Here is a 22093-nt window from a genome sequence, read left to right as displayed (position 1 = left end):
GGTCACCGGGCCGAGCAGGGCGAGAGAGGCCAACCCCGAACGCGCTGCCAAATTACTCCTACGTACGGTGTGCGCATGGCGTTCGACGTCGCTCGAATTCGTGGATTGTTTCCCGCACTCGGTGACGGCTGGATCCACTTCGACGGCCCTGCCGGAATGCTGGTACCCGAACAGGTGGCCTCGGCCGTGTCCACGGCTATGCGCGCACCGGTCTCCGGACCAGGTGGGGCATTTCCGGCATCCCAGCGTGCGGAGAGCATAGTGACCGCTGCCCGGCGGGCGGTGGCCGACCTCACCGGCACCGATCCGGCCGGGGTGGTACTGGGGCCGAGTGCTTCCGTGCTGCTGCGTCGTCTGGTCGACGCGATGTCCGAAGGCTGGCAGCTCGGCGACGAGATCGTGGTGTCCCGGCTGGACGAGCAGGCGAACCTGATCCCCTGGCAGCATGCGGCCAAGCGGGTCGGTGCGGTGGTGCGCTGGGGCGAGATCGACATAGAGACCTGCGAGCTGCCCGCCTGGCAGTACGAGTCGCTGGTGACCGCACGGACGAAGGCGGTCGCGATCACCGCGGCCTCCGGCTCGGTCGGCACGCGTCCCGACGTGCCCACCGTGGTCGAATTCGCGAAGCGGGTCGGGGCGATCGTCGTGGTGGACGCCAGCTACGCGGCGCCGTTCGTCCCGCTGGACCAGCCGGAACTGGGGGCCGACGTGATCGTGGTCTCCGCGCAGGCGTGGGGTGGGCCCGCGGTGGGCGCGCTGGCGTTCCGCGACCCGGAGATGCTGGAACGGCTGCCCTCGGCGGCCCTCGAACCGGGGGTGCGTGGCCCGGCGCGGCTCGAACTCGGCCCCCACGCGTACCCGCTGCTCGCGGGCCTCGTGGCGTCGATCGACTACCTGGCGGGACTGGACGACGCGGCCAGCGGCTCCCGCCGCGAACGCCTGGTCACTTCGCTGGGCTCGGCGAAGTCGTACCACGCGGGCCTGCTCGCCCAGCTGACCACGGAGTTGCGGGCGCTGCCGCACGTCACGGTGATCGGGGACGCGATGCGGCGGATTCCCGCGCTCGGCTTCGCCGTGGCGGGGAAGAAGGCGCCCGAGGTCGCCGAGTACCTGGCGTCCCAGGGGCTGTGCGCGTTCGCCGATGACGGCACCAGCGGCGTGTTCGCGGCGCTCGGGGTGGGCGAGGTCGGCGGTGCGGTCCGCATTGGCCTCGCCCACTACTCGAACGTTTTCGAGGTCAACCAGTTGATCAGGGTGCTGGAGGAGCTCCGCTAGAGCGTGAGCAGCACCTTGCCGAAGGCGCCTTCTTCGATGGCCTGGTGCGCCTTCGACGCCTCCGGCATCGGCACGACCTGGCCGACCACCGGTCGCACCCGGCCGTCCGCGACCAGCGGCCACAGCCTCCGCCGGACGTCCGCGACGATCCGTCCCTTGTCCTGGGTGGGGCGGGCGCGCAACGTGGTCGCGGAGACACGACCGCGCTTGCCCATCAGTTTCCCGATGTTCAGCTCGCCCTTCGTGCCGCCCTGCATCCCGATGATCGCCAGCCTGCCGCCGACGGCGAGCGCGTCGATGTTGCGGCCGAGATAGGCGGCGCCCATGTTGTCGAGGATGACGTTCGCGCCGCCGGCCTTCGCCAGTTCGGCGACGAAATCCTGCTCCCGGTAGTTGATGGTGATGTCGGCGCCGAGCTGGCGGCACCGCTCCAGCCGCTCGGCCGACCCCGCGGTGACCGCGACCGTGGCGCCGAGCGCCTTGCCGACCTGGATCGCGTGCGTGCCGATACCGCCGGCGCCGCCGTGCACCAGCAGCACCTCGCCCTCGGTGAGCCCCGCGTCGAGCACCACGTTCGACCACACGGTGCAGGCGACTTCGGGCAGTCCGGCCGCGGTGACCAGGCTGACCTCGCCGGGAACCGGCAGCAACTGGACGGCGGGAACAACGACCTTCTCCGCGTAGCCGCCGCCTGCCAGCAGCGCGCACACCTCGTCGCCGACCTGCCAGCCTTCGACGCCTTCCCCGAGTTCGGCGATGGTGCCGGAGCATTCGAGGCCGAGGATCTCGCTCGCCCCGGGCGGCGGCGCGTAGTGCCCCTGCCGCTGGAGCACGTCCGCCCGGTTGACCGCGCTCGCCGCCACGTCGACGAGCACTTCACCGGGGCCGGGGCGGGGATCGGGCACCTCGGTCCAGACGAGGTTTTCCGGACCGCCGGGTTCGCGCAGGGTGATCGCATGCATGGCGTCGACCCTAACCGAGCGAGCGCGCACCGAACGTGTCACAGCGGGCCGGATCGCCCGTGGTGTAACCGGTGTTGAACCACTTTTCGCGCTGGGCCGAGGTGCCGTGGGTGAACTGCGAGGTGTCCACCTTCCCGCTGCCCAGGTTGCGTTGGATGTAGTCGTCACCGATGCGTGAGGCGGTGTCCAGTGCGCGCTTGATGTCGTCCTGTGTCACGTCGCTGATCAACGGTTTGCCGCTGGACGAGGGCGTCGTGGTGGCGTGCTTGCCCCATACCCCGGCGTAGCAGTCGGCCTGCAGTTCCAGGCGCACGGAACCGGAGGTCGGGCCGGTGTCGTTGCCCACGCGGGACGAGGTGCCCAGCAGGTTCTGCACGTGGTGGCCGTACTCGTGGGCCAGCACGTACGCCTCCGCGAAGGGGCCGCCCTCCGCGCCGAACCGCTGCTGGAGCTCCTTGAAGAAGGAGAGATCGATGTAGACCTGCGAGTCGGCGGGGCAGTAGAACGGGCCGGTGTCGGAGGTGGCGCTGCCGCAGCCGGTCCGCACCCCGCCGTTGAAGAAGTTCGTCACCGCCTTGCGGTAGGTCTTGCCGGAGCGGGCGAACTGGTCGGTCCAGTAGTCCTGGATCGAGTTGATCATCGCGACGACCGCGCAGTCGTGGTTGCGGTTCGCGTCGGCCCCGGTACGGCACTGCTGTGCCAGTGCCCCGTTGTTCACCTGCTGACCGCTGCCCAGTTGGTTGAGCCCGGTCACGTGGCTGGGGCTCACCCCGCCGACTTGGCTGAGCACGAAGTAGATGATCAGGCCGACCACCCCGAGCCCACCCCCGCCGAGTGCCACCCGGCCACCGATACCGCCGCCACCACCAGAGCCGCGGAGATCGGAAACCTCGGACGTGTCCAGCCCCGCGTCGTCGTCGAACCTCATGGTTGCAGGAGCCTACAGAAAAAGGCCCTGGGTGAGATTCCCGCGGGAACCGCACCCAGGGGTTTACCGAGGTTGTCATTGTGCGAATGGCGGCTGACTGCCTCTCGGGCCGGCGACTCGCACTGCCGGTACGTGCACGGAGGCCGCACCGATGCAGGCTAGAACGTCGCCTGGATGCGCGAGAGGTGTATCGAGCGCATGACGTCTGACACCCGTGCTGCTCACATTCGCGACCGGGTCGGGTTCACCGCAATCCGGTCGTGGGCACACAGCCGACAGCCAACCGCGAGGGATCCTTCACTGAACCACCTTCCCTCTCCCGGCGGGCGGCCCCGGCAGGCACACCCCGGCTAGTGCGCCTTCTTCACGGAGCCGGTCCTCCGATACCTCCAGGATGCGCCTTCGGGCCGGGTCTCTCAACCGCGCCGGCATCCCTCGTCCGGGGGCATTCCGCCATCACGGCTAGGGTTCGCGGCATGGGTGAGGTGCGCTGGCTGACCGACGCGGAGATGCTCGCGTGGCGGTCCTACATCGTGGCCACGATGCGCCTGCGCCAACGCCTGCACCGCGAACTTTCCGAGGCGCACGCCGTGTCGCTGACCGACTACGAAGTGCTGGTGGTGCTCGATTCGCAGCCGGACAAGCGGCTGCGCATGTCGGAGCTGGCGACCATGCTGGGCTCCACGAAGAGCAGGCTGTCGCACCAGGTCGGGCGGATGGAGGAGGCGGGGATCGTGTGCCGCGTGCCCGACCCGGAGGACAAACGCGGCGTGATCGCCGAACTCACCCCGGCCGGGCTGGACCTGCTCGCCCGGGCGGCGCCGGCCCACGTCGAGGGCGTCCGGCGGCACCTGATCGACCTGCTCACCCCGGAGGAACAGGCCGTGATCGGCCAGGGGTTTTCGCGAGTGCTCGAGCACTTGAACCAACTCGGCGAGTGACCGGATACCCTGCACACCAGGGAAGCGTGGCAGAGCGGCCGAATGCACTCGCCTTGAAAGCGAGCGTGGGGCAACCCACCGGGGGTTCAAATCCCTCCGCTTCCGCAGTCTTGGCCAGCGAGCTTGCCGGTCGTTTTGGTCCTCCTCAGTGCGCCGTGATGGTCTCGGCCGCTCCGAGATCGAGCAGATGCCTGCGGAGAAAGGACAGTTCCGCCTCGACGGCCTCTGCGTGCGCGTTCGAGTACGGTGCGTAATGTCCGCCGGGCAGGCGCACCAACTCTGCCTGTGGGGCTCGCCTGGCCACGCGGACAGCGGGCTCGGCCAGGGCGGACTGGTCGTCGTCGCAGGCGATGACCAGTAGCGGGCACCGCACCCGTGCGGCGTGGCGGCCCGGTGAGTAGAACCCGGTGCGCAGGGCCGAGCGGGCGGCGACGGTCTGCTGCCAGTCCCGATACCGGCCGTCGGGATCCAGCGCCTGTGGCATGTCTGCGGCGTCCGGTGTCGTGAGGGCCGCCACGGACCCCGGTGCACCGACCAGCGGAACCAGCAGTGGCGGCTTGCCGACCAGGCCGACGGCGATATCGAGGAGAGCCCGGCCGGTGAAACGCAGCATGGAAAGCGGTTTCTGATGACGAAATGCGTTGCGGGAGATCGCAAGTCCGTCGGCGTGCGGTGATTGGGCAATCGCGGCCGCCACGCCGGGGAGATGCGCCGCACTGTGCAGGACGTGACCTCCCGACAGCGAGTGACCCCAAAGGGCGAGCTTGCTCGGGTCGACTTCCGGCAGGCCGGGGGCGAATTCGATCGCGGCCCGCCAGTCGTCGAGCTGCTCTGCGATGCGTACGACCTGGCGCGGCATGCCGCCGCTTTCACCAAGATGGCGATAGTCGAAGGCGAGCACGGAGAATCCGGCCGCGTGGAACCGCTTGGCGAATATGTCGGTGCCGGGCTCTTTGGTCACGGCGATCGCTCCGGCCATGATCACGCAACAGCCGTTGGTTCCTGGATAGTGCCAGGCCACACATTCATCGCGACCGCTGGTGAAATGCAGTTTCCTCCGTACAACGGACATCACGCACCGGCCTTTCGGTGAGCCCTCGGTACCCCTCCATGAAGTGAACCACTTGGTTCACATCGTGTCAACGGTCGAGCTCAGCCCGGTAATCTCGTGCGGCGCAGGGCTATTCGCCGACCGCTTCTTCCCGCTCCAGTGCGCGGACCAGTGCCTCGAGTCCGGCCTCGGCGCCGATGGTCTCCCCGCGGGTGAGCGATTCGATCAGAAAACCGCGCAGGGCCGCCAGGATCATCTCGGCCACCTCTCCTTTCCGTTGCTCCGGCCAATCCACGGGGCAGAGCGAAAGCAAAAGCGGCAGATACTGTTCCGACGCCTCCCGGCCCAATGCGGCATACCGCTGCGGGTCGTATATCGCCAGTCCGACGGCCTGATCGAGCACCCGCAACCCGGTCACCGGGTCGATGAGTATCTGCCATAGTGTTCGCACGCGCGCCGCCAGCGTCGGGTGCTGCGGTACGGCGGCCTCGAAGGCGGCATCGATCCGTCTGGCCCGCAATCGCACGATCGCCTGAGCGAGCAGGTCGTCGGCTCCGGTGAAGTGGTAGAGCAGCACCTTGTGCGTGGTGCCGGCCGCCCGCGCCGCCCGTCGCAGCGAAAAGTCCACCAGCCCGTGGGCGGCCAGGTCGTCGGTGACGCGATCGAGCAGTTCCTCGCGCCTGGCCGTACCACGAGCAGACCCCGTCGAACGCCGGTAGCCCGTTTTTTGGGAGCCAGGCTGGGCGTTTGCTTCCTCTGGCGTGGACGGTGTCGAACGGACCATGGGAACGAACCTACCTCCGGTGGCATGCCACGGTGGCTTCACCTCAGGTCAAGGAGCGGCTTCCGCCGCCTCCTGGAAGTCGGCGATGGCCCCGCCGTGATCCCGCGCCCAGTTCGTCAGGACCTCGATGGGCTCGACGAGGGTCCGGCCGAGGTCGGTGAGGCTGTACTCGACCCGCCGAGGCGCTTCGGCATGGCGTTCGACCAGACCGTACTGCTGGAGTCGGCGCAGCGTTTGGGTGAGGACCTTGCGCGAGATTCCGCCGATGAGGTCGACGAGTTCGCCGTGCCGACGAGGCTGCTGGCTGAGCCCGAAGAGTACGAGCACGGTCCATTTGTCAGAGATGATTTCGACCGCCAGTCGGGTGGGGCAGTCGGCGAGAAAGACAGGTCCAGCCGTATTCCGCATGAAAATCGAAGGTACCACCAGGTAACCCACGGCTCCGTAACGTCTTCCGTGAACAACGAATCCAGTCCAGATGCGGAGGAAACACCATGTCACGAGTCGTCGTGTTCGACGAGTTCGGCGGGCCGGAGGTCATGCAGGTCGTCGAGGAGCCGGTCGTCGAGCCCGGAATCGGCGAGGTGCGGATCAGGATCGAAGCGTTCGCCGTCAACCCGCTCGACCAGATGATGCGTTCCGGCACCTCGCCCGCGATCGTCCCCCTGCCGCACGCTCGCCTCGGCGTCGAAGGAACCGGCATCATCGACGCGGTGGGCCCCGAGGTCACCGGGCTGGAGATCGGCGCCCCGGTCATCCTCACGGCCGTTCCGGACGCGAGCGTCAGGGGTAGCTACGCGGAATACACCACGGTCCCCGCGAGCCGGGTCGTTTCCCGGCCTGCCGGGCTCGAAACCACGGAGGCGGCGGCGATCTGGGTCGCCTACTCCACCGCCTACGGTGCGCTCGTCGAGAAGGCGGGGATGCGTCCCGGCGACCACGTCCTCGTCACTGCCGCGTCCGGCGGTGTCGGCCGGGCGGCGGTGCAGATCGCCAACCAGATCGGCGCCGTACCCATCGCCATCACCCGGCACACAGCGAAGAGGCACGACCTGATCGCCGCCGGCGCCGCCGCGGTCATCGCCACCGACCACGAGGACGTCGTCGAAGCCGTCCGCGACCACACCGGCGGGACCGGCGCCGACATCGTCCTCGACCTTGTCATGGGGCCCGGTCAGCAGGATCTCGTGAAGGCGGCCCGCCCCGGTGGAACACTGGTCGCCGCCGGGTTCCTGGACCCTCGGCCCACGCCCTTCCCGCGAAGTGCGCCGCTCACGCTTTTCAGCTACCGAAGCTTCGAGCACACCCTCGACGCCGTCGTGGTGAAGCGCATGGCGGCCTTCCTGAACGCCGGTGTCCGTCTCGGCGCACTGCGGCCCGCCATCGACAAGGTGTTCGCCCTGGAGGACGTCGTCGAGGCACACCGTCACTTCGAAAAGGGGCTCCACGCCGGGAAGATCGTCGTCACGGCCTGAGCTGGTCAGGCCGTCGTCAGGCTGTGACCGGCCGTACCTCCTGGGCCGCTCGCACGTCGTAGGTGTCGCGGGCGTCCAGGACGGCATTGATGTTCGCCTCGGACCAGGTGCGAATCCCGTGCATCAGCGTGGTGACGCTTTCGCCGAGCTCAGTGGCCGCGTATTCGACCCTTGGCGGAATGGTCGGGTACACCGTGCGGGTGACCAGGCCGTCCCGCTCCAGGGTGCGTAGCGTCTGCGTGAGCATTTTCTGGGTGATGCCGTCCAGGCGGCGCCGCAACTCGCCGAAGCGCATGGGGCCGCCGGACAGGGCACCCATGACCAGCATGGTCCATTTGTTGGCGAGTACGTCCAAGATCTGACGAGAGGGGCAGGCGGCCAGGTAGGCATCCGCGCCTCCGTGGAAGCGCAGGTCGTCGGTAGTACCCATAGGGTACCTATATACCTTTGAAGTGCCTTCTGTTCAACGGGTACCGGAGGATCGACGATAGGGACATCCCAAGCGACTCTTCGGACAGGAGCAAATGACCATGCGCGCGATCACCCAGAAGACCTTCGGTGGCCCCGAGGTGCTGGAGCTCGTCGACGACGCGCCCAAGCCGACCCCCGGACCGCCGCAGGTCCTGATCCGAGTCAAGGCGACCAGCGTCAACCCCGTGGAACTGTTCGTCCGCTCCGGCGCCTTCCCGTTGCTGGGTGAGCCGCCGTTCGTACTGGGCTGGGACGTTTCCGGAGTGGTCGAGCAGGTCGATCCGGGTGTGCACCGATTCAAGGTCGGCGACGAGGTCTACGGGATGCCGTACTTCCCGGCCGCGGCCGGGGCCAACGCCGAATACGTCGTCGCCCCCGCGCGGCAGTTGGCTCGCAAGCCAGCGGGAATCAGCCACGAGGAGGCCGCGGCGCTGCCGCTGGTCGGTCTGACCGCCTGGCACGCACTGGTGGAGATCGCGCAGGTGCGGCCGGGGCAACGGGTCCTGATCCACGGCGCGGGTGGTGGGCTCGGGCACGTCGCGGTGCAGGTGGCCAAGCACCTGGGCGCGGAAGTGGTGGGCACGGCGAGCGCGGCCAAGCACGACTTCCTGCGCGGGTTGGGTGCGGACCAGTTGGTCGACTACCGGACCCAGGACTACACCGAAGTGCTCCGGGACGCGCCGGTGGACGTGGTGTTGGAGACCTTGGGTGACGGGAACGCCGAGCGTTCCTTCGGCGTGCTTCGGCAGGGTGGCGTGCTCGTGACGGCGGTGGAGCGGCTCAGCAGCACCCTTCCCGAGTTGGCGAAGCGGTCCGGCGTCCGCTTCGCGGCCGTTGGCGTGGAACCGGATCCGGCCGGTCTGGAGGCCCTGGGCGAATTGGTCGAGGCGGGGCGGCTGCGGGTGCACCTGCAGCAGGTCTTCCCGCTGGACAGGTTGGCCGAGGCGCACGAGGTACTTGCCGCCGGTGGAGTGCAGGGCAAGCTCGCGATCACGGTCTGAAAGGGCGGCGTCGAGCGTCGTCAATGGGGCCGGCGCAGTCCCGCGATGAGGACTTCGACCAGTCGGCGTGGTTCGTAGCGGGGATCGGTGTCCGCGCCGATGCAGAGGTTCCCGACGCCGCGCATGAGTTCGATGGCCTTCAGGTCGGATCGAATCTCGCCGGCGTCGGCCGCGGCTTCGAGCAACTGGGCGCACACGGGCACGAGGCGGTCGAGGAAGTAGGCGTGCAGCGCGTCGAAGCCCGCGTTGTCGGACCGCAGCACTCCGGCGAGCCCATGCTTGGTGACCAGGAAGTCGACGAACAGGTCGATCCAGCTCTTCAGTGCGGCGTAAGGGCTCGCGCTGCTCTCCAGTAGGGCTGGACCGGCCTCGGCGCAGGCCTCGACCTGGTGCCGGTAGACGGCGATGATGAGATCCGCCCGGGTCGGGAAGTGGCGGTAGATCGTGCCCATCCCGACGCCCGCCTTGGCCGCGATGTCGCGCACCGGCGCATCCACGCCCGACTCGACGAAGACCGAGGCGGCCGCGTCGAGCAGGGTCTTCTCGTTGCGCCGGGCGTCCGCCCGCTTGGGCCGGGACGGGTGCCCCGAGCTCTTGCCGCCGTCGTTCACCGCGCGCTCCTTCGCCGCCGAACTTGTCAAGCGGAACAATGCTCCGTATTCTTGTCGGAGCAAGGTTCCGCTTACTTATGATGCCAGGGCGCCGAGCCCGGCAAGCACGCCGTGCGTGCCATCGGGCTCCGGCCGCACCGGAGGAACGCCCGAAAGGAAGATCGCTCCATGAGCACGTCCAATACGGTCGCCGCCGGTGAATTCGCCGACGTGCCCGTTCCCGTCGTCTCGATGAATCCGGTGGTGCTGCCGGCTCCGGGCCGTGGCGAGGATTTGCGGGTGCGGATTTCGGCCCCCGAGACCGGGCGCGACCTGCCGATCATTGTTTTCTCGCACGGTTTCGGCTCGTCGTCGTACGGCTACGGGCCCTTGGTCGATTTCTGGGCGGCGCACGGCTTCGTGGTGGTTCAACCCACCCATCTCGATTCCAGGACGCTGGGCCTGCCTCAGGACGATCCCCGCACCCCGCTGATCTGGCGATTCCGAGTAGAGGATCTGACTCGCATCCTCGACCAGCTGGACCTCGTCGAAGCTTCCCTGCCCGGTCTGAGCGGGCGTCTCGATCCGGGTCGCATCGCCGTCGCCGGGCATTCCTGGGGCGCCCAGACGGCGGGCATGCTGCTGGGCGCGCGGGTCCTCGATCCCCTTGGGGGAACGGGAGAGGACCTGTCCGACCCGCGGATCAAAGCGGGTGTGCTGCTGGCCGCGGCGGGCCGCGGCGGAGCCGATCTGGCTCCATTCGCGGCCGAGAACTTCCCCTTCATGAACCCCGATTTCGCCGAGATGACCACGCCGGCCCTCGTGGTCGCGGGGGACCACGACCGGTCCGCACTCACGGTTCGGGGGCCTGATTGGTTCACCGACGCATATTTCCTGAGCCAGGGTGACAAGAGTCTGCTCACCTTGTTCGGGGGCGAACATTCGCTCGGCGGCATTCCCGGATACGAGGCCGCGGAAACGACGGACGAAAACCCCGAACGAGTCGCATTGATCCAGCGGCTCACGGCGGCGTACTTGCGCAGTGCGCTCTATTCCGGAGATCCCGGCTGGCGCGCGGCGTCGGCGGACATTCCCGAATCGCTGGGCCGGATCGAATCCAAGTAAAGCCATGGGAACGAAAGGAACCCCCATGTCGGAGACAGCCCCGACCCGGTTCGGGATCATGACCGCGCCCTCGCAGGTCGACTACCAGGACGTCCTGCGGGTCTGGCGTGAGGCGGACACCATCCCGGAGATCGAGCACGCATGGCTGTTCGACCACCTTTTGCCGATCTTCGGCGACCTGGACGGACCGGTCTACGAAGGCTGGTCGCTGCTTTCGGCCCTCGCCGCGCAGACCCGGCGACTGCGCCTCGGGCTGCTCGTGACCAGCAACCGGTTCCGGCCGCCCGCGATGCTGGCCAAGATCGCCGCGACCGTCGACATCGTCTCCGGTGGACGGCTCGATTTCGGCATCGGCGTCGGCTCGCGCCCCAGCCACCCGCTGGCCCGGCGCGAGTACGAAGCCCACGGCCTGCCCTTCCACGACACCGCCCACGCCGTGGGCAGCCTCGCCGAGGCGTGCGCGATGATCAAGCGGTTGTGGACTTCGGACCGGCCGTTCGACTTCGACGGCACGTATCACCAGCTCACCGGCGCGTTCGGCAACCCCAAACCGCTCCAGCGCCCCCACCCGCCGATCCTCATCGGCGGACGTGCGGCCGCGACGCTGCGGGTGGTCGCCGAGCACGCGGACCTGTGGAACATCCCCGGTGGCGACATCGACGACGTCATCCGCCGCAGCGCCCTGCTGGACCGCTACTGCACCGAGATCGGCCGCGACCCCGCCTCGATCACCCGCTCGATCCACCTGCCGGTTTCCTACGACCAGCCCGGCGCCACCCGGAACGCGATCGGGGAAGCGATCGACGCCGGCTTCCGGCACATCGTCCTCGGCGTGCCGTCGCCCTACCCCGAGAACGTCGCACGGTGGGTCGCCGACGAGCTGATCACCCCGTCGGCCCAGGCTTAGGCGTCGGCCATCCGGGTGCGGTGCAGCCGCCAATCGCGCGGCCGGTTTTTGTCGGTGGCCAGCGGCACAATCCTCGGCATTCGATGAGACGAGGGAGAGCCGGCATGGGTGCTTGGGGAACGGGGCCGTTCGAGAACGACGCGGCGCTCGATTTCGTGGGTGAGTTCGACGACGCGGCTCCGGCCGACCGTCCGGAGCTGCTCCGCGGGGTGCTGGCAAAAGCCTTGGCGGAGAGGGATTATCTCGATGCGGACGAGGGCTCGGCCGCGGTTGCCGCGGTGGCGATCGTCGCCGCGGCGAGGCCGGGCGGGCCTGCTCTCGATCCGGTTGCGGGGCCGAAGCAACCACTACCGCGGCTTCCCGCGGATCTCGTGACCTTCGCGGCGCGGGTGCTGGAACGGGTGCTGGGGGCCGATTCCGAACTCGGCGAGCTGTGGGACGAGGAACAGCATGAGCATCCGTTGTGGCGGGAGCAGGTGAGCGCGCTGCGGAAGGCCCTGGCATGACCTCTTCGGAGCGTCCGGAAAGGATGGTCAGGGCTTGTGCGCGACGCCGACCCAGACCATCGACTCGCCGGGATCGGTGAACCGGATCTCCTCCCCCTGCCGGGCGAGTTCGGGATGCCACAGGGGGCACCAGGTGGCTCCCGGTTCGACCATGGTCAGATCGCCGAAGAACGTCTCGATCTCCGCCCGAGGCCGCCAGTGGAGCCGGGCGGGCGTGCGGTCGTAGAGGCGCGCGAACTCGTCCATGTCGTGCGCCAGTGTGGCCGACACGCCATCGGTGGTGCCGTGTGAGAGCGCGAGGTAGGAGCCGCGGGGCATGAGCTCGCGCAGACGCGCGACCGCTTGCGCGCTCACATCGGTGCCGTCGGGGCCGGGCTGAACCACGTGCAGCACGGCCATCAGCAGAATCGCGACCGGCTGCCGCAGGTCGACCACGCCGGATGCGCGGACCTTGCGCCACAACAGGTCCGGTTCCCGCAGATCCGCCTGCACCACCGCGTGACGCTTGGGGTCGCCGTGCTGTTCGAGCTGGAGTTGTGAGCGCAGCACGGTGACCGGCTCGTGGTCCACATAGACGACCCGCGCGCCATTGGCCCGGCCCAGTTCGTCGGCCATCCGGTGGGTGCCGCCGTCGGAGGTGGTCACGCCGGAGCCGATGTCGATGAACTGCCGTACCCCGCGCTGGATCAGGTAGTGCACGACCCGTCGCAGGTACAGCCGGTTCGCCTTGGCGGCGGGCCGCACGAACGGAAAGGCGGTCAGGGCCATCTCGCCGAACACGCGGTCCACCGCGTAGTTGGCGTTGCCGCCGAGGTAGTAGTCGTAAACGCGAGCAACACTGGGATGATCGAGGTCGACATCGTCCATGGCAAATTGCCTGGTCCGCGTCTGACGCGCCACGTCCAGCACCTTCCGCCACCGGGAGATTGCCGTCACATCTTACCGGTTGTTGGTTAAGCCGTTCAGGCGAGGCTTCGAAATCACAGGAAGCGCTTTCTCACCACGGTCACGGTGCGCTACCGGTTCGCGGGATAAGCGAGACCTTTCGTGGGAAATCAGAAAAGTACTCATATTCGGTGGGCGGTCTGGACGCGCTCACCGCATTCTCGCCACCAGCTCCTCACAACTTCGCAACACCACCGCCGCGGCCCGGCGATCCCGGGCACTGCAAGCCGGGTCCTCGGCCCAGGCCCGCCAGCGCCGGATCATCTCGAAGATCTCGTTCTCGGAATGTCCGCCGAGCCTTTCCTCGACCCCGGTACCTTGCCCGCCCAGCAGACGCACGGCCTCCGACAGCAACTCCGGGGGAAGCTCCGTCCGCCCCGTACGCAACGCGGCCAGCAACCGCAGTTCCCGGAAATCGTGCGCACCCGCGAGCGTCCGCTCCAGCTCCGCCGCCAGGGCGGCCGAGGCGGGACGCGGTTCCATCCGCAACACCACGTCCAGACCCAGCAAGGCCGACCGCGCCTTGAGCACCGGCCGCCGTTCCACGAAAGCCTGGTCGATGGCGTCGCGTAACTCCGCGAGGCCGCTTCGCGGTACCAGTTGCGCGGCCAGTGCCGGCAGGGACTGAGCCCCGCGGCGGATCAGGGTGACCGCGATCCGGACGCCGAACAGCCCGAACCGCTCCAGCAGACCGCCCCGCACCGACGGATCCTGGGCGGTGAACCGGTCGGCGGACATCAACTGGGGCGCGAGTTCGGCACGGGGAACCCGGGCGAGGTCGGCGAGCGCGTCGAACTCGGGCTGCCGCAGGGTCCGCCCCGCACTGGCCAGCAGGCCCGCCACCGGGACCACGTCCTGACACAACTCGCCCACCTCGGGCTCGCGCCGGTACCGGCGCGCCACGTGCCGCGCCGAGATCACCGCGTCCACCCGGCCCCCGCCGAGCTCGTCGGCCCGGGACAGCACGACGATCGCGTTCACCGTCGAAGCCCTGGCGATCGGGTGGTCCCGCATGGCGTGCAGGAAGCCGAGATCCGCACGGTGCGGATGCCGCACCAGGAACAGCACGGCGTCGGCTTCGAGGTAGATGTTCTCGATCGCGCCCGCCGCGGCCTCCCCGTCGACGGGCGGGGTGTCGATCAACATCAACTCGTCGCGGGAGCGGCTCGGCGCGGCCCGGAACCAGGACAGGCCGGCGCTCGGGCCCGCGACCTCCGCACCGGCGATCGCGTTCACCATTGTCGACTTGCCGGACTGCCGCGGCCCGGCAACCGCCAGGCGCAGGGGATCGTCCAGCCGGTTCACCTGACGCCGCAGCCAGCTCACCGCGCGCGGGCTGTCCTGGTAGGCGTCGAGGGCCTGGTCGAGCAGGGCCCTGGTCCGCGACGCGAGGCTCACGCGGTGAGCCCCCGTGGAGCTTGTCGGTGCCGCATCCCGGCCAGGGACTGGGCCCGCCGGCTCAGCAGCGTGAGCTCGTCCAGGTCGCGCCGGATCTCCTGGGCCCGGTTGGTTCGCCGCGCGGCGTCGGCATCGATCACCTGCTTGATCGCCTTCGCCGAATCGGTGATCTCGGCACGCAACTCCTCGGTGACGGCGGCCAACCTGTCCCGCAGGGCGCGGTGGATCTGCCGGGCCGTGTCCTTGCTGTGCTTGCCGTAGGTCAGGAAGAAATCGTCGACATAGCGGTGAGCGGCCGTCTTCGCGGTCGCCTGCCGCCGCTTGAGCCGCTGACCACGCTCCTCGAACACGCTCTTCGCGCCGAAGGCGGCCCCGGCGCCCAGCGAGATCGGGTTGATCAGCGGCAGCCCGGCGATGGTGGTGGCCAGACCGAACATCAGCAGCCCGCTGTAGGAACCGCGCATCCCGACGAAAAGCTTCTGCCCCACCCCGAACCGTTCCACCTTCGGCATCTTCATGTCGCCCACCGCATCACCGGGCACCTCCCGTGGGAGGGAGTCCGGCAGCGCGTCCGGACGGTGCGGCGCCACCTGCCGCCCCACCTTCCGTGCGATCCACTCGAAGCGGTCGAGCAGCCATTCCGAGTTCGTCTCCGCCACCTTTTCCAGGTTCTCCCGCAGCCACGTCTCGAACTCGTCCCAGGTGCGGGCCGGATCGGCGGTGTCGAAGTAGTCGTCGACCTCCACCAGGATCTTGCGCGTCCGGTCGCGAAGGTCGAACTCCACATCGGACAACAGATCGGAAACCTCGTCCGACAACAGCGTCTGCCACCGGGCCGCGTCCCGCTGCAACCGCTCCAGCCTGCGGCCCTCGGCGTGCCAGCGGGCCACCGCCTCCTCGCTGCCCTGCTGCTGGGTCGCCGCGAACTCCTCCTTCAGCGAGGTGAGCAGGCTCTCGACGGTGACCCCGGTCAGGGTCGCCACCGACCGTCTGGCCAGCAGTTCCGCCTGACCGGCGAGATCCTGGTGCAGGCAGCGGATCAGTTCCACGAAACCGGATTCCTGGTTGAGGGCCTGGTCGCCGGAGCGCGCGGCCGCCAGGCGCAGGCTCGACGAAACCGGGAGGACCGTGGCCATCAGGCCCCCGTCGTCCAGCAGGGCCCGCGTGCGCTCCGCGATCAGCCGCCAGCCCGGCACGAGGTCGATCTTGGTGAGCACCACGATGATCGTCGGGCACAGCCGGGCGACCTGTTTGAGCAGAAGCAACTCGGAGCGGGACAGTTCGCTGGTGGCGTCGGTGGCCATCAGCACCGCGTCCGCCGCCATCGACTCCACCAGTTCGGCTCCGGTGCCTGCCGGGGTGTCGACCAGGGCGAGGCCGGCCGCGAGCAGGGCACGGGGCAACCCGATCTCGGCGCGGACCACGGGCGGGCCACTGACCGACCGCGCCTCGCGGTTGGCCTCCGCCGTCACCGACTCGACCGGAACGGGCGTTCGTGAAGCGCTTTCCAGCGCGCGCCTGCCTCCGGTGACGACGGTGGCGATCGGGGTTTCGGCGTGTTCGATGACCGCGGGAACCACAGTGGTGCCGTCGTCGCCGACCGCGCAGACCGGGGCGTTGAGCAGGGCGTTGATCAGTTGGCTCTTGCCCTGACCGGCCTCGCCGATTACCACGACCCGCAGCTTCGGATCCACCAGCCGGGCTCTACGGGCCTGAAGGCGTTCCGCCAGGTCCGGGCGCCGGTGCGTGGCGCAGGCACGGACGGTGTCGTCCAGTACTTCGAGCCAGGGCGGTGCGATCACGCGGAGGAGTGTGCCTTGTTCGGTCACGAAAGGGCAACGGCGGGGGTCCGTCCGAATGGACGGACCCCCGCCGCTATACGACCGGTGAGGGATGAATCCGCCGAGGCATGGCGACGAGCCCGCCCCTCACCTCACTGGGCGCGGTCAGTGGCCGAGAGGCAGGTCGTTGTGCAGGCCGCCGAGGGCGTCGGCCTCGGGCAGCGAAGCGTGGTCCAGCACACCGGAGACCTCACCGAGCGGGCTGTGCGAGACCGCATCGGCGATCGGGTTGTGCGTGATGGCCTCCTGCAGGTGCTCACCGACCTGGGGCAGCGGGTTGGCCACCGGCAGGTGCGGCAGCGAGTGCGGCAGTTCCGCGGTGGGGTGCACCGGCAGGTCGGTGGGCAGGTGCGAAGGCACGTCCGCGGGCAGGGCCGGGACCGACAGCGAGGAAACGGCCGGGACCTGCGAAATGTGCTCGGAGACCAGGTCGGCACCCGAGGTCACGTGGCTGCCCACCTCCTCGCCGCCCGCCGTCACGGCGTGGCCGAGGCCGGCACCGGCACCGGTCAGGTAGCCGCCGAGCGTCGCGGAGCCGTCCGCGATGTGGCTGCCCACCAGCTCACCACCGGTGGAGACGTAGCTGGCCACGGTGCCCGCGGCGGGCACGCTCTTCGCCAAGGCGTCGGCGTCGAGGCTCTGACCGAGGTCGCTGACCTGGCCGAAACCGGCCGTGGCGGGGGTGCCGTCGGTGCTCAGGCCGTAGGTGCCCAGCGGCGAGGTCGATTCGAAGGATCCGGTGAAACCGGAGGCGCTGACCTCGCCGGTTCCCTCGAAGCTGCCGTACTCGGACTCGACGCCACCGGCGAAGTGCGCGCCCTCCTGGCTCGCGACGCCCTGGAAGCCCGCCGTGGCCTGCTCGCCGCTGTAGGCGAAGGCCCCGGTGACGCCTTCGGCGGAGCCGCTGCCGGTGGCGTGGAAGCCGCCAAGGTCCGGCGTGGTCGGCAGGGCGCGTGCGTCACCGGCGTCGATGGGCAGGGAGCCAAGGCCCGGGGCGTTGACCGGCAGGGAGCCGAGGTCCGGGGCCGACAGGGGCAGGGCGCTCAGGTCCGGCGCGTGCACCGGCAGGGCGCTCAGGTCGGGGGCGTTGACCGGCAGGGCGCTCAGGTCGGGCGCGTGCACCGGCAGCGAGCCGAGGTCGGGGGTCTGGACCGGCAGCGAGCCCAGGTCGGGCGCGGACACCGGCAGCGAGCGCGCGTCGTCGGCGTCGATGGGCAGGGCGCTGAGGTCGGGCGCGTGCACGGGAAGGGCGCTCAGGTCGGGGGCGTTGACCGGCAGGGCGCTCAGGTCGGGCGCGTGCACCGGCAGCGAGCCGAGGTCCGGCGCGTGCACCGGCAGGGCGCTCAGGTCGGGGGTCTGCACCGGCAGGGCGCGCACGTCCGGGGCGGACACGGGCAGACCGTGCGCGGCCTCGGCGACGGCCTGAAGGTGCTCGATCGCGCCCTGCAGACCAGCGGCGTTGGCGGGCAGCGAGGTGAAGGCCGATTCGAGGGCGTCCGCGACGTGCGCCGGCGCGTAGTCCGCGACCAGCGGCGCGACCTCCTGGACATCCTGCGGGGTCACGTCGCTCAGCCCGGCGCTCGCGAGCGCGGCGGTCGGGTCGGCGGCGAAGGCCGACCGGGCGGCGTCGTCGGTCAGCAGGTTCAGCACGAAGTCGTGCAGGGTCTGGGCGGGGAGGGACAACGAATTCTCCGCAATCTCGGGATGGAATGGAGGGGCGGGCCGGCGTGGTGGCCGGTGCCTCGGCCAAACCTAGGGAACCGGGGCGCCGGAGGCATCGGGGATCGATCCCGAACCCCGAACCCGGGATCCGGCGGTGTGCGTTAGGGGATTAGGGGATGAGTCCCCAGGGGGTGCCTTTGGTACGAAGAGGCGAACCCTAGGAGGCGGCACCCGAATGCGTTACGTCCTTGGCATCGACATCGGCACCACCCGCATCAAGGCCGCGGTGTGCCGTCGGGCCGGGGAGTTCTGGGGTGAACCCGAGGTGGTGACCCGCTCCCTCGAAGCCGTCCTGCACGTCGCGCACGACACGACGGTGCAGGTCGGAGCCGAGGCCCGGCGCCGTGCCGCGGTGGAGCCCGAGCGCGCGGCCCGCGGCTTCCTGCGCCGGGTGGGCGACGACGTGCCGTTCCTGCTCGGCGACGAGTTGTATCGCGCCGAGTCGCTCACGGCCGTGGTCGCGGGCTGGGTGGCCGATCAGATCGCCGACGCCGAGGGCGGGGACGCCGAACGCATCGCCGTCACCCATCCCCCGGGCTGGGGCGCGTACCGGCGTCGATTGCTCCACGAAGCCCTGCAGGAAGCGGGCCTTCCGGGGGCGCTACTCCTGCCCGCACCGGTCGCCGCCGCGGAGAACCACCTGGTGCGGGAGCGCGTCGAGCCGGGATCGGTGCTCGCGGTCTGCCGTCTGGGCGGCGAATACGTGGACACCGCGGTGCTGCGGCGGGCTTCGCGAGCCTTCGAGGTGGTCAGCCACCACGAGCAGAGCGCGCCCGCGCTGGACGACGCGCTCACCGAGCATGTGCTGCCCCGGTTCGGCGGCGAACTCGGGGAGATGAGATTCGCCTGCCACGAGGCCAGGGAAATGCTGTCCACCGAGACGGAAATCGACCTCGGCGGCCGGTTCACCCGGAGCGAGTTCGAACGGCTGATCCGGCCGCTGCTGATGCACACGCTGGCCCCGCTTCGGCGGTACGAGGGGCTGTCCTCGGTGCTCCTGGTGGGTGGCACCGCGCGGACTCCGCTGGTGGAAGCGCTTACCCGGGAACTGGTGGACTGCCGGGTGGTGGTCGATCCCGACCCGGCCACCGCCGCCTGCCGGGGAGCCGCCCTCACCGCGAGGCCGCCCGCGGAAGCGCCTTCGGAATCGACCACGCTGGTGCCCCGGGTGAGCGCCGAACCGGCCCCGATGCCGGAGGAGGTCTACGATGCCGAACCCGTGCCGCCGAGACCACCGATCGAACTGACGCCGCTCGAACCACCCCGGCGCCGGTTCGTGCCGGGCCGGCGAAGCGGTTCCCGAGACGAGGACGACGAGTGATCCTGCTGGACGAGCCCACCGAACGCGTCTGCGCGGCCATCCTGTCCGGCGAGCTCCTGCCGGTCCGGCTCGCCGTCGTTGCGCCGGGCGGTTACGGCAAGACGGCGGTGCTCGAACATCTCGCCCCCGCTTCCGGAGTGCGGCTGGTCGACGACGCACACCTGCTCGGCGAAGCCGACTTGGCCGAACTGGTGCGCTACCTCGACGACGAGCAGGCCGGGCTGGTCATCGCCGCCCGTCCCCATCCCCGGCCCGCCGCACTGAACCAGGTCCTCGGCCGGCTGCGCGGCCAGATCGTGCTGCGCCCGTTCGACCTCGCGCGGACCGAGGCTTACCTGCGAGCGACCGGAAGCGGCCTGCCCGCCGATGCCGTGCTGACGCAGACCGGCGGTGTCCCCGGGCTCGTGCGCGCCGTGGCCGACCTGACCGCACTGTGCCATGAACTGGACCAGGCCGGCCCGGAGGTGTTGCGTTTCCTGCTCGCGGCCGAGGCCGGGGCGGGGCCGGATCTGGCCGGAGGGGCTGTCGAGGCCGCGCACGCGACCGGGCTCCTTGCCGCCGACGGCACCCTGCTGCCGGTCGCCGCCCAGGCACTGCGGGAACTGATTCCCCGGGATCGGCAGATCGCCGTGCGGCGCCAACTGGTGGAACAACAGCTCGAACGGGGCGGGCCTCTGCTGCGGCTGGTGCTTCCCCTGGCCGAGACCGGGCTCACCGGTGCGGTGATGGCGAAGGCGTTCGAGAGCGCGGCCGGGGAAGCGGGCGCGGACCCCGCGCTGGCGGCGAAGCTGCACGAAGCGGCGGTGCGGGCCGGGCATGCGGTCACCGCCCGCTGGGCGGAGGCGCTGGCCCGCGCCGGGGACTTCGACTCGTCGCTCCGACTCGCCGACCAGGTGCTGTCCACCGAGCACGCGCCGGATCGGGCCGAAGCCGCCCGCGTGGCCGGTGCGGTGCTCGCGTTGCGGGGCCAGCTCGCCCGCAGTGCGGAGCTGTTCCAGTGGTCCGGCTCCGGTAATTCGCGCTGCTTCGCCCTGATCGGCCTGGTGGGCACCGGGCGGCTCGCCGAGGCCGAGCGCGTTGCGGAAAAGTGCACTGTGGACGGTCCACCGACCTTGTTGTCGAGCGCCGTCTCGGCGACCGCGCGAGGAATCCTCGAATCGGTTTCGGGGCAGCCCGCGGTGGCACTGTCTACTTTGGTCCACGCGGCGGAAACGCTCGCCCCGGTGTCGTCCGGGGTGCTACTGCCGGACAGTCCGGCCGCTCTCGGCGCACTGGTCGCGCTGCACAGCGGAGAGGCGGCGATCGCCGAACCACTGCTGGACCGCGCGATCGAGACGGGCTCGCTCGCCGCGCGGCACCGGCTGCTGCTCGCCTGGATCGCGATGCTGCGGGGCGACGAAGAAACCGCGGAAGCGCGGCTACGGGAGGCGGGAGACGACCTCTCGCCGCGGGATTGGCTGTTCTCGGTCGGGCTCCGGGTGGGGCTGGCCAGACGCGCGAGTGACCTCGCCGCCCTCCGCCGGATCTGGACCCAGGCCAGGGAGGTGGTCGTCCGGCATCCGGTCGACCTGTTCACGTTCCTGCCGTTCGGCGAGTTCGAGGTGGCCGCGGCCAGACTCGGTGAACGCGACCGGCTCGCCCCGCACCTGCGGCAGGCCCGGCAGTTGCTGGCCGCACTCGGCGACCCGCCGCTGTGGGCCAGCGCCCTGCACTGGAGCGGGTTGCACGCGGCCATCCTCGACGAGCAACCCGCCGAAGCCGCCGAGCACGCCGGAGCGCTCACCGCGGCGGCCGGGACCGGGCCGTACTTCGCTGCGCTCGCCAAGGCCGCCGAGTGCTGGCTGAAGGTGCTCGGCGGGGATGTCGACCCGGAGGCCGTGGAGTCGGCGGCCCGAGGACTCCACGCGGTCGGCCTGTGCTGGGACGGTGCCCGGCTCGCCGGTCAGGCGGCGATCAGGACGTCCGACCGCAAGGCCATGGTCGTGTTGCTCGACTGCGCCCGCGTGCTGCAGGGGCGAGAGCCCTCGACCGCGCCCGGCCCGGTACGGCTCAGCGACCGGGAGCGCCAGGTCGCCGAGCTTGTGCTGGCAGGCCTGACCTACAAGCAGATCGGCGATCGGCTCTTCATTTCCGCGAAGACGGTCGAACACCACATGGCGCGGATGCGCCAGCGGCTCGGCGCGACCAGCCGCGGCGAGTTACTCGCCGAGCTGCGCGCCGAGCTGCGGCCCGCTCACGGAACGACCTGAACCGGATCGCCGACGGAAAGGGTGTTGAAGAACTTCAGTGAAGCGGTGCTGGACAGGTGGACGCACCCGTGCGACGGCGTGGACAGGCTGCCGGTGTGGAAGGCGTCGCCGGGGACGAAGAAGACCGAGTTCGGCATCGGAGCGTTGTTGAACTCCGTGCTGTAGTGCATCTTCTCCTTGGAGATCACTTGGAACTTCCCGGTCGGCGTCGGGTAGCCCGGGCGCCCGGTGGTGATGGGCACCGGCCCGTACACCACCTTGCCGCCGGACAGCAGCCAGGCCTTCTTCGCGGAGATGTCCACGCAGGCGCCCTCGGTGATCGAGCACGGGACACTCGGGTCGGTGGCGGGGGCCGCCGTGGTGGTCTTGGGTGCGGACGTCGGCTTCTTGGTCGTGGTGGTGGAAGGAGCCAGCGGCCGGGTGGTGCTCGCCTCCGTGGTGGTGGTCGGCGTGGCGGTCGTGGTCGTCGGGACGGCCGGGGAGCTCGATGTCGGCGTACTGGCCGCGGCCAGCGGCTGTACGTTCGCGTTGGTCGCACCGCCCGAACAGGCGGTCAGTACGGCGGCCGCGGCCACGCCGCTCAACGCAACCCAGATCTTCT

At 70.0% G+C, this 22093-nt stretch carries 21 protein-coding genes and 1 tRNA gene; 10 read left to right on the top strand and 12 right to left on the bottom strand.

Translation table 11 applies throughout. The annotated features are described in order from the left end of the window. The first annotated feature begins 75 nt into the window (after positions 1 to 75). On the top strand, positions 76 to 1275 hold the full coding sequence (locus ORV05_RS31715; RefSeq protein ID WP_268755568.1) for a cysteine desulfurase-like protein: 1200 nt from the start codon (positions 76 to 78) through the stop codon (positions 1273 to 1275). Here the strand turns inward: ORV05_RS31715 and ORV05_RS31710 are convergent. Both ORV05_RS31710 and ypfJ read right to left on the bottom strand, forming a co-directional pair. After that, positions 1272 to 2237 carry an NAD(P)H-quinone oxidoreductase gene (locus ORV05_RS31710; protein WP_268755567.1) on the bottom strand — a complete coding sequence of 322 codons (966 nt, stop codon included), beginning with the start codon at positions 2235 to 2237 and terminating at the stop codon, positions 1272 to 1274. The two genes, ORV05_RS31715 and ORV05_RS31710, sit on opposite strands and share 4 nt — an antisense overlap. A gap of 10 nt (positions 2238 to 2247) precedes the next feature. Then, positions 2248 to 3165, bottom strand: a complete 918-nt coding sequence (gene ypfJ / locus ORV05_RS31705) for a KPN_02809 family neutral zinc metallopeptidase (protein ID WP_268755566.1) — start codon at positions 3163 to 3165, stop codon at positions 2248 to 2250. 476 nt (positions 3166 to 3641) lie between these two features. Between ypfJ and ORV05_RS31700 the strand changes: the two genes are divergently transcribed. Then, positions 3642 to 4106, top strand: a complete 465-nt coding sequence (locus ORV05_RS31700) for a MarR family winged helix-turn-helix transcriptional regulator (RefSeq protein WP_268755565.1) — start codon at positions 3642 to 3644, stop codon at positions 4104 to 4106. 20 nt (positions 4107 to 4126) lie between these two features. Beyond that, a tRNA-Ser gene (locus ORV05_RS31695) sits at positions 4127 to 4211 on the top strand. Positions 4212 to 4251: 40 nt separating this feature from the next. On the opposite strand, the gene ORV05_RS31690 is transcribed toward ORV05_RS31695, so the two are convergent. The 3 genes from ORV05_RS31690 to ORV05_RS31680 form a co-directional block, all read right to left on the bottom strand. After that, a complete protein-coding gene (locus ORV05_RS31690) occupies positions 4252 to 5178 on the bottom strand; it encodes an alpha/beta hydrolase (protein ID WP_268759989.1) in 927 nt (308 codons plus the stop codon). Positions 5179 to 5287: 109 nt separating this feature from the next. Continuing rightward, complete coding sequence (locus ORV05_RS31685; RefSeq protein WP_268755564.1) at positions 5288 to 5941, bottom strand: TetR/AcrR family transcriptional regulator; 654 nt, start codon at positions 5939 to 5941, stop codon at positions 5288 to 5290. 48 nt (positions 5942 to 5989) lie between these two features. Further along, positions 5990 to 6268, bottom strand: a complete 279-nt coding sequence (locus tag ORV05_RS31680) for a winged helix-turn-helix transcriptional regulator (RefSeq protein ID WP_456062013.1) — start codon at positions 6266 to 6268, stop codon at positions 5990 to 5992. A 167-nt stretch (positions 6269 to 6435) separates the two neighbouring features. Here ORV05_RS31680 and ORV05_RS31675 point away from each other — a divergent pair, with 167 nt between their 5' ends. Next, the gene (locus tag ORV05_RS31675) at positions 6436 to 7416 is read left to right on the top strand and encodes a zinc-dependent alcohol dehydrogenase family protein (RefSeq protein WP_268755563.1); all 981 of its coding nucleotides are present in this window, start codon (positions 6436 to 6438) and stop codon (positions 7414 to 7416) included. 16 nt (positions 7417 to 7432) lie between these two features. Here ORV05_RS31675 and ORV05_RS31670 read toward each other — a convergent pair whose 3' ends face one another. Next, positions 7433 to 7846, bottom strand: coding sequence for a winged helix-turn-helix transcriptional regulator (locus ORV05_RS31670; protein WP_268755562.1), 414 nt, complete (start codon positions 7844 to 7846; stop codon positions 7433 to 7435). Positions 7847 to 7946: 100 nt separating this feature from the next. Between ORV05_RS31670 and ORV05_RS31665 the strand changes: the two genes are divergently transcribed. Continuing rightward, positions 7947 to 8888, top strand: a complete 942-nt coding sequence (locus ORV05_RS31665) for an NADP-dependent oxidoreductase (RefSeq protein ID WP_268755561.1) — start codon at positions 7947 to 7949, stop codon at positions 8886 to 8888. Positions 8889 to 8908: 20 nt separating this feature from the next. Here ORV05_RS31665 and ORV05_RS31660 read toward each other — a convergent pair whose 3' ends face one another. Then, positions 8909 to 9499, bottom strand: coding sequence for a TetR/AcrR family transcriptional regulator (locus ORV05_RS31660; protein WP_268755560.1), 591 nt, complete (start codon positions 9497 to 9499; stop codon positions 8909 to 8911). 168 nt (positions 9500 to 9667) lie between these two features. Between ORV05_RS31660 and ORV05_RS31655 the strand changes: the two genes are divergently transcribed. The 3 genes from ORV05_RS31655 (at position 9668) to ORV05_RS31645 (ending at position 12016) form a co-directional block, all read left to right on the top strand. Then, positions 9668 to 10603 carry an alpha/beta hydrolase family protein gene (locus tag ORV05_RS31655; RefSeq protein WP_268755559.1) on the top strand — a complete coding sequence of 312 codons (936 nt, stop codon included), beginning with the start codon at positions 9668 to 9670 and terminating at the stop codon, positions 10601 to 10603. A 25-nt stretch (positions 10604 to 10628) separates the two neighbouring features. After that, positions 10629 to 11510 (top strand): LLM class flavin-dependent oxidoreductase, encoded by an 882-nt coding sequence (locus ORV05_RS31650; protein ID WP_268755558.1) that lies wholly within the window; start codon positions 10629 to 10631, stop codon positions 11508 to 11510. Between the two features lie 104 nt (positions 11511 to 11614). After that, on the top strand, positions 11615 to 12016 hold the full coding sequence (locus tag ORV05_RS31645; protein WP_268755557.1) for a DUF4259 domain-containing protein: 402 nt from the start codon (positions 11615 to 11617) through the stop codon (positions 12014 to 12016). 27 nt (positions 12017 to 12043) lie between these two features. Here ORV05_RS31645 and ORV05_RS31640 read toward each other — a convergent pair whose 3' ends face one another. The 4 genes from ORV05_RS31640 to ORV05_RS31625 all read right to left on the bottom strand — a co-directional run bounded on the left by ORV05_RS31640 (position 12044) and on the right by ORV05_RS31625 (position 17883). Continuing rightward, on the bottom strand, positions 12044 to 12883 hold the full coding sequence (locus tag ORV05_RS31640; RefSeq protein WP_268755556.1) for an SAM-dependent methyltransferase: 840 nt from the start codon (positions 12881 to 12883) through the stop codon (positions 12044 to 12046). A gap of 228 nt (positions 12884 to 13111) precedes the next feature. Further along, on the bottom strand, positions 13112 to 14359 hold the full coding sequence (locus ORV05_RS31635; RefSeq protein ID WP_268755555.1) for a P-loop NTPase family protein: 1248 nt from the start codon (positions 14357 to 14359) through the stop codon (positions 13112 to 13114). Beyond that, entirely contained in the window at positions 14356 to 16161 is a 1806-nt protein-coding gene (locus ORV05_RS31630) for a dynamin family protein (protein ID WP_268755554.1), read from the bottom strand. Before ORV05_RS31630 ends, ORV05_RS31635 begins: the two co-directional genes overlap by 4 nt. Before the next feature lie 144 nt (positions 16162 to 16305). Further along, on the bottom strand, positions 16306 to 17883 hold the full coding sequence (locus tag ORV05_RS31625) for an IniB N-terminal domain-containing protein (protein ID WP_268755553.1): 1578 nt from the start codon (positions 17881 to 17883) through the stop codon (positions 16306 to 16308). 214 nt (positions 17884 to 18097) lie between these two features. Here ORV05_RS31625 and ORV05_RS31620 point away from each other — a divergent pair, with 214 nt between their 5' ends. After that, positions 18098 to 19243: an Hsp70 family protein gene (locus ORV05_RS31620; RefSeq protein ID WP_268755552.1), complete on the top strand. Its 1146-nt coding sequence runs from the start codon at positions 18098 to 18100 to the stop codon at positions 19241 to 19243. Beyond that, positions 19240 to 21492 carry a helix-turn-helix domain-containing protein gene (locus ORV05_RS31615; RefSeq protein ID WP_268755551.1) on the top strand — a complete coding sequence of 751 codons (2253 nt, stop codon included), beginning with the start codon at positions 19240 to 19242 and terminating at the stop codon, positions 21490 to 21492. Before ORV05_RS31620 ends, ORV05_RS31615 begins: the two co-directional genes overlap by 4 nt. On the opposite strand, the gene ORV05_RS31610 is transcribed toward ORV05_RS31615, so the two are convergent. After that, positions 21477 to 22067, bottom strand: coding sequence for a L,D-transpeptidase (locus tag ORV05_RS31610; protein ID WP_326938164.1), 591 nt, complete (start codon positions 22065 to 22067; stop codon positions 21477 to 21479). The two genes, ORV05_RS31615 and ORV05_RS31610, sit on opposite strands and share 16 nt — an antisense overlap. Positions 22068 to 22093 lie beyond the last annotated feature (26 nt).

Origin of the sequence: Amycolatopsis cynarae, from assembly GCF_026802195.1 — a bacterium.
GTDB lineage: Bacteria > Actinomycetota > Actinomycetes > Mycobacteriales > Pseudonocardiaceae > Amycolatopsis_E > Amycolatopsis_E rhizosphaerae.
This window is presented reverse-complemented; position numbering and strand designations above follow the sequence as displayed.

Excerpts from the sequence above, each read along its gene's own strand:
- ORV05_RS31700 (WP_268755565.1), top strand. The coding sequence starts at position 3,642 with ATGGGTGAGGTGCGCTGGCTGACCGACGCGGAGATGCTCGCGTGGCGG.
- ORV05_RS31620 (WP_268755552.1), top strand. The coding sequence starts at position 18,098 with ATGCGTTACGTCCTTGGCATCGACATCGGCACCACCCGCATCAAGGCC.
- ORV05_RS31685 (WP_268755564.1), bottom strand. The coding sequence starts at position 5,941 with ATGGTCCGTTCGACACCGTCCACGCCAGAGGAAGCAAACGCCCAGCCT.
- ORV05_RS31650 (WP_268755558.1), top strand. The coding sequence starts at position 10,629 with ATGTCGGAGACAGCCCCGACCCGGTTCGGGATCATGACCGCGCCCTCG.
- ORV05_RS31640 (WP_268755556.1), bottom strand. The coding sequence starts at position 12,883 with ATGGACGATGTCGACCTCGATCATCCCAGTGTTGCTCGCGTTTACGAC.
- ORV05_RS31670 (WP_268755562.1), bottom strand. The coding sequence starts at position 7,846 with ATGGGTACTACCGACGACCTGCGCTTCCACGGAGGCGCGGATGCCTAC.
- ORV05_RS31665 (WP_268755561.1), top strand. The coding sequence starts at position 7,947 with ATGCGCGCGATCACCCAGAAGACCTTCGGTGGCCCCGAGGTGCTGGAG.
- ORV05_RS31655 (WP_268755559.1), top strand. The coding sequence starts at position 9,668 with ATGAGCACGTCCAATACGGTCGCCGCCGGTGAATTCGCCGACGTGCCC.
- ORV05_RS31675 (WP_268755563.1), top strand. The coding sequence starts at position 6,436 with ATGTCACGAGTCGTCGTGTTCGACGAGTTCGGCGGGCCGGAGGTCATG.
- ORV05_RS31690 (WP_268759989.1), bottom strand. The coding sequence starts at position 5,178 with ATGTCCGTTGTACGGAGGAAACTGCATTTCACCAGCGGTCGCGATGAA.
- ORV05_RS31710 (WP_268755567.1), bottom strand. The coding sequence starts at position 2,237 with ATGCATGCGATCACCCTGCGCGAACCCGGCGGTCCGGAAAACCTCGTC.
- ORV05_RS31645 (WP_268755557.1), top strand. The coding sequence starts at position 11,615 with ATGGGTGCTTGGGGAACGGGGCCGTTCGAGAACGACGCGGCGCTCGAT.
- ypfJ (WP_268755566.1), bottom strand. The coding sequence starts at position 3,165 with ATGAGGTTCGACGACGACGCGGGGCTGGACACGTCCGAGGTTTCCGAT.
- ORV05_RS31715 (WP_268755568.1), top strand. The coding sequence starts at position 76 with ATGGCGTTCGACGTCGCTCGAATTCGTGGATTGTTTCCCGCACTCGGT.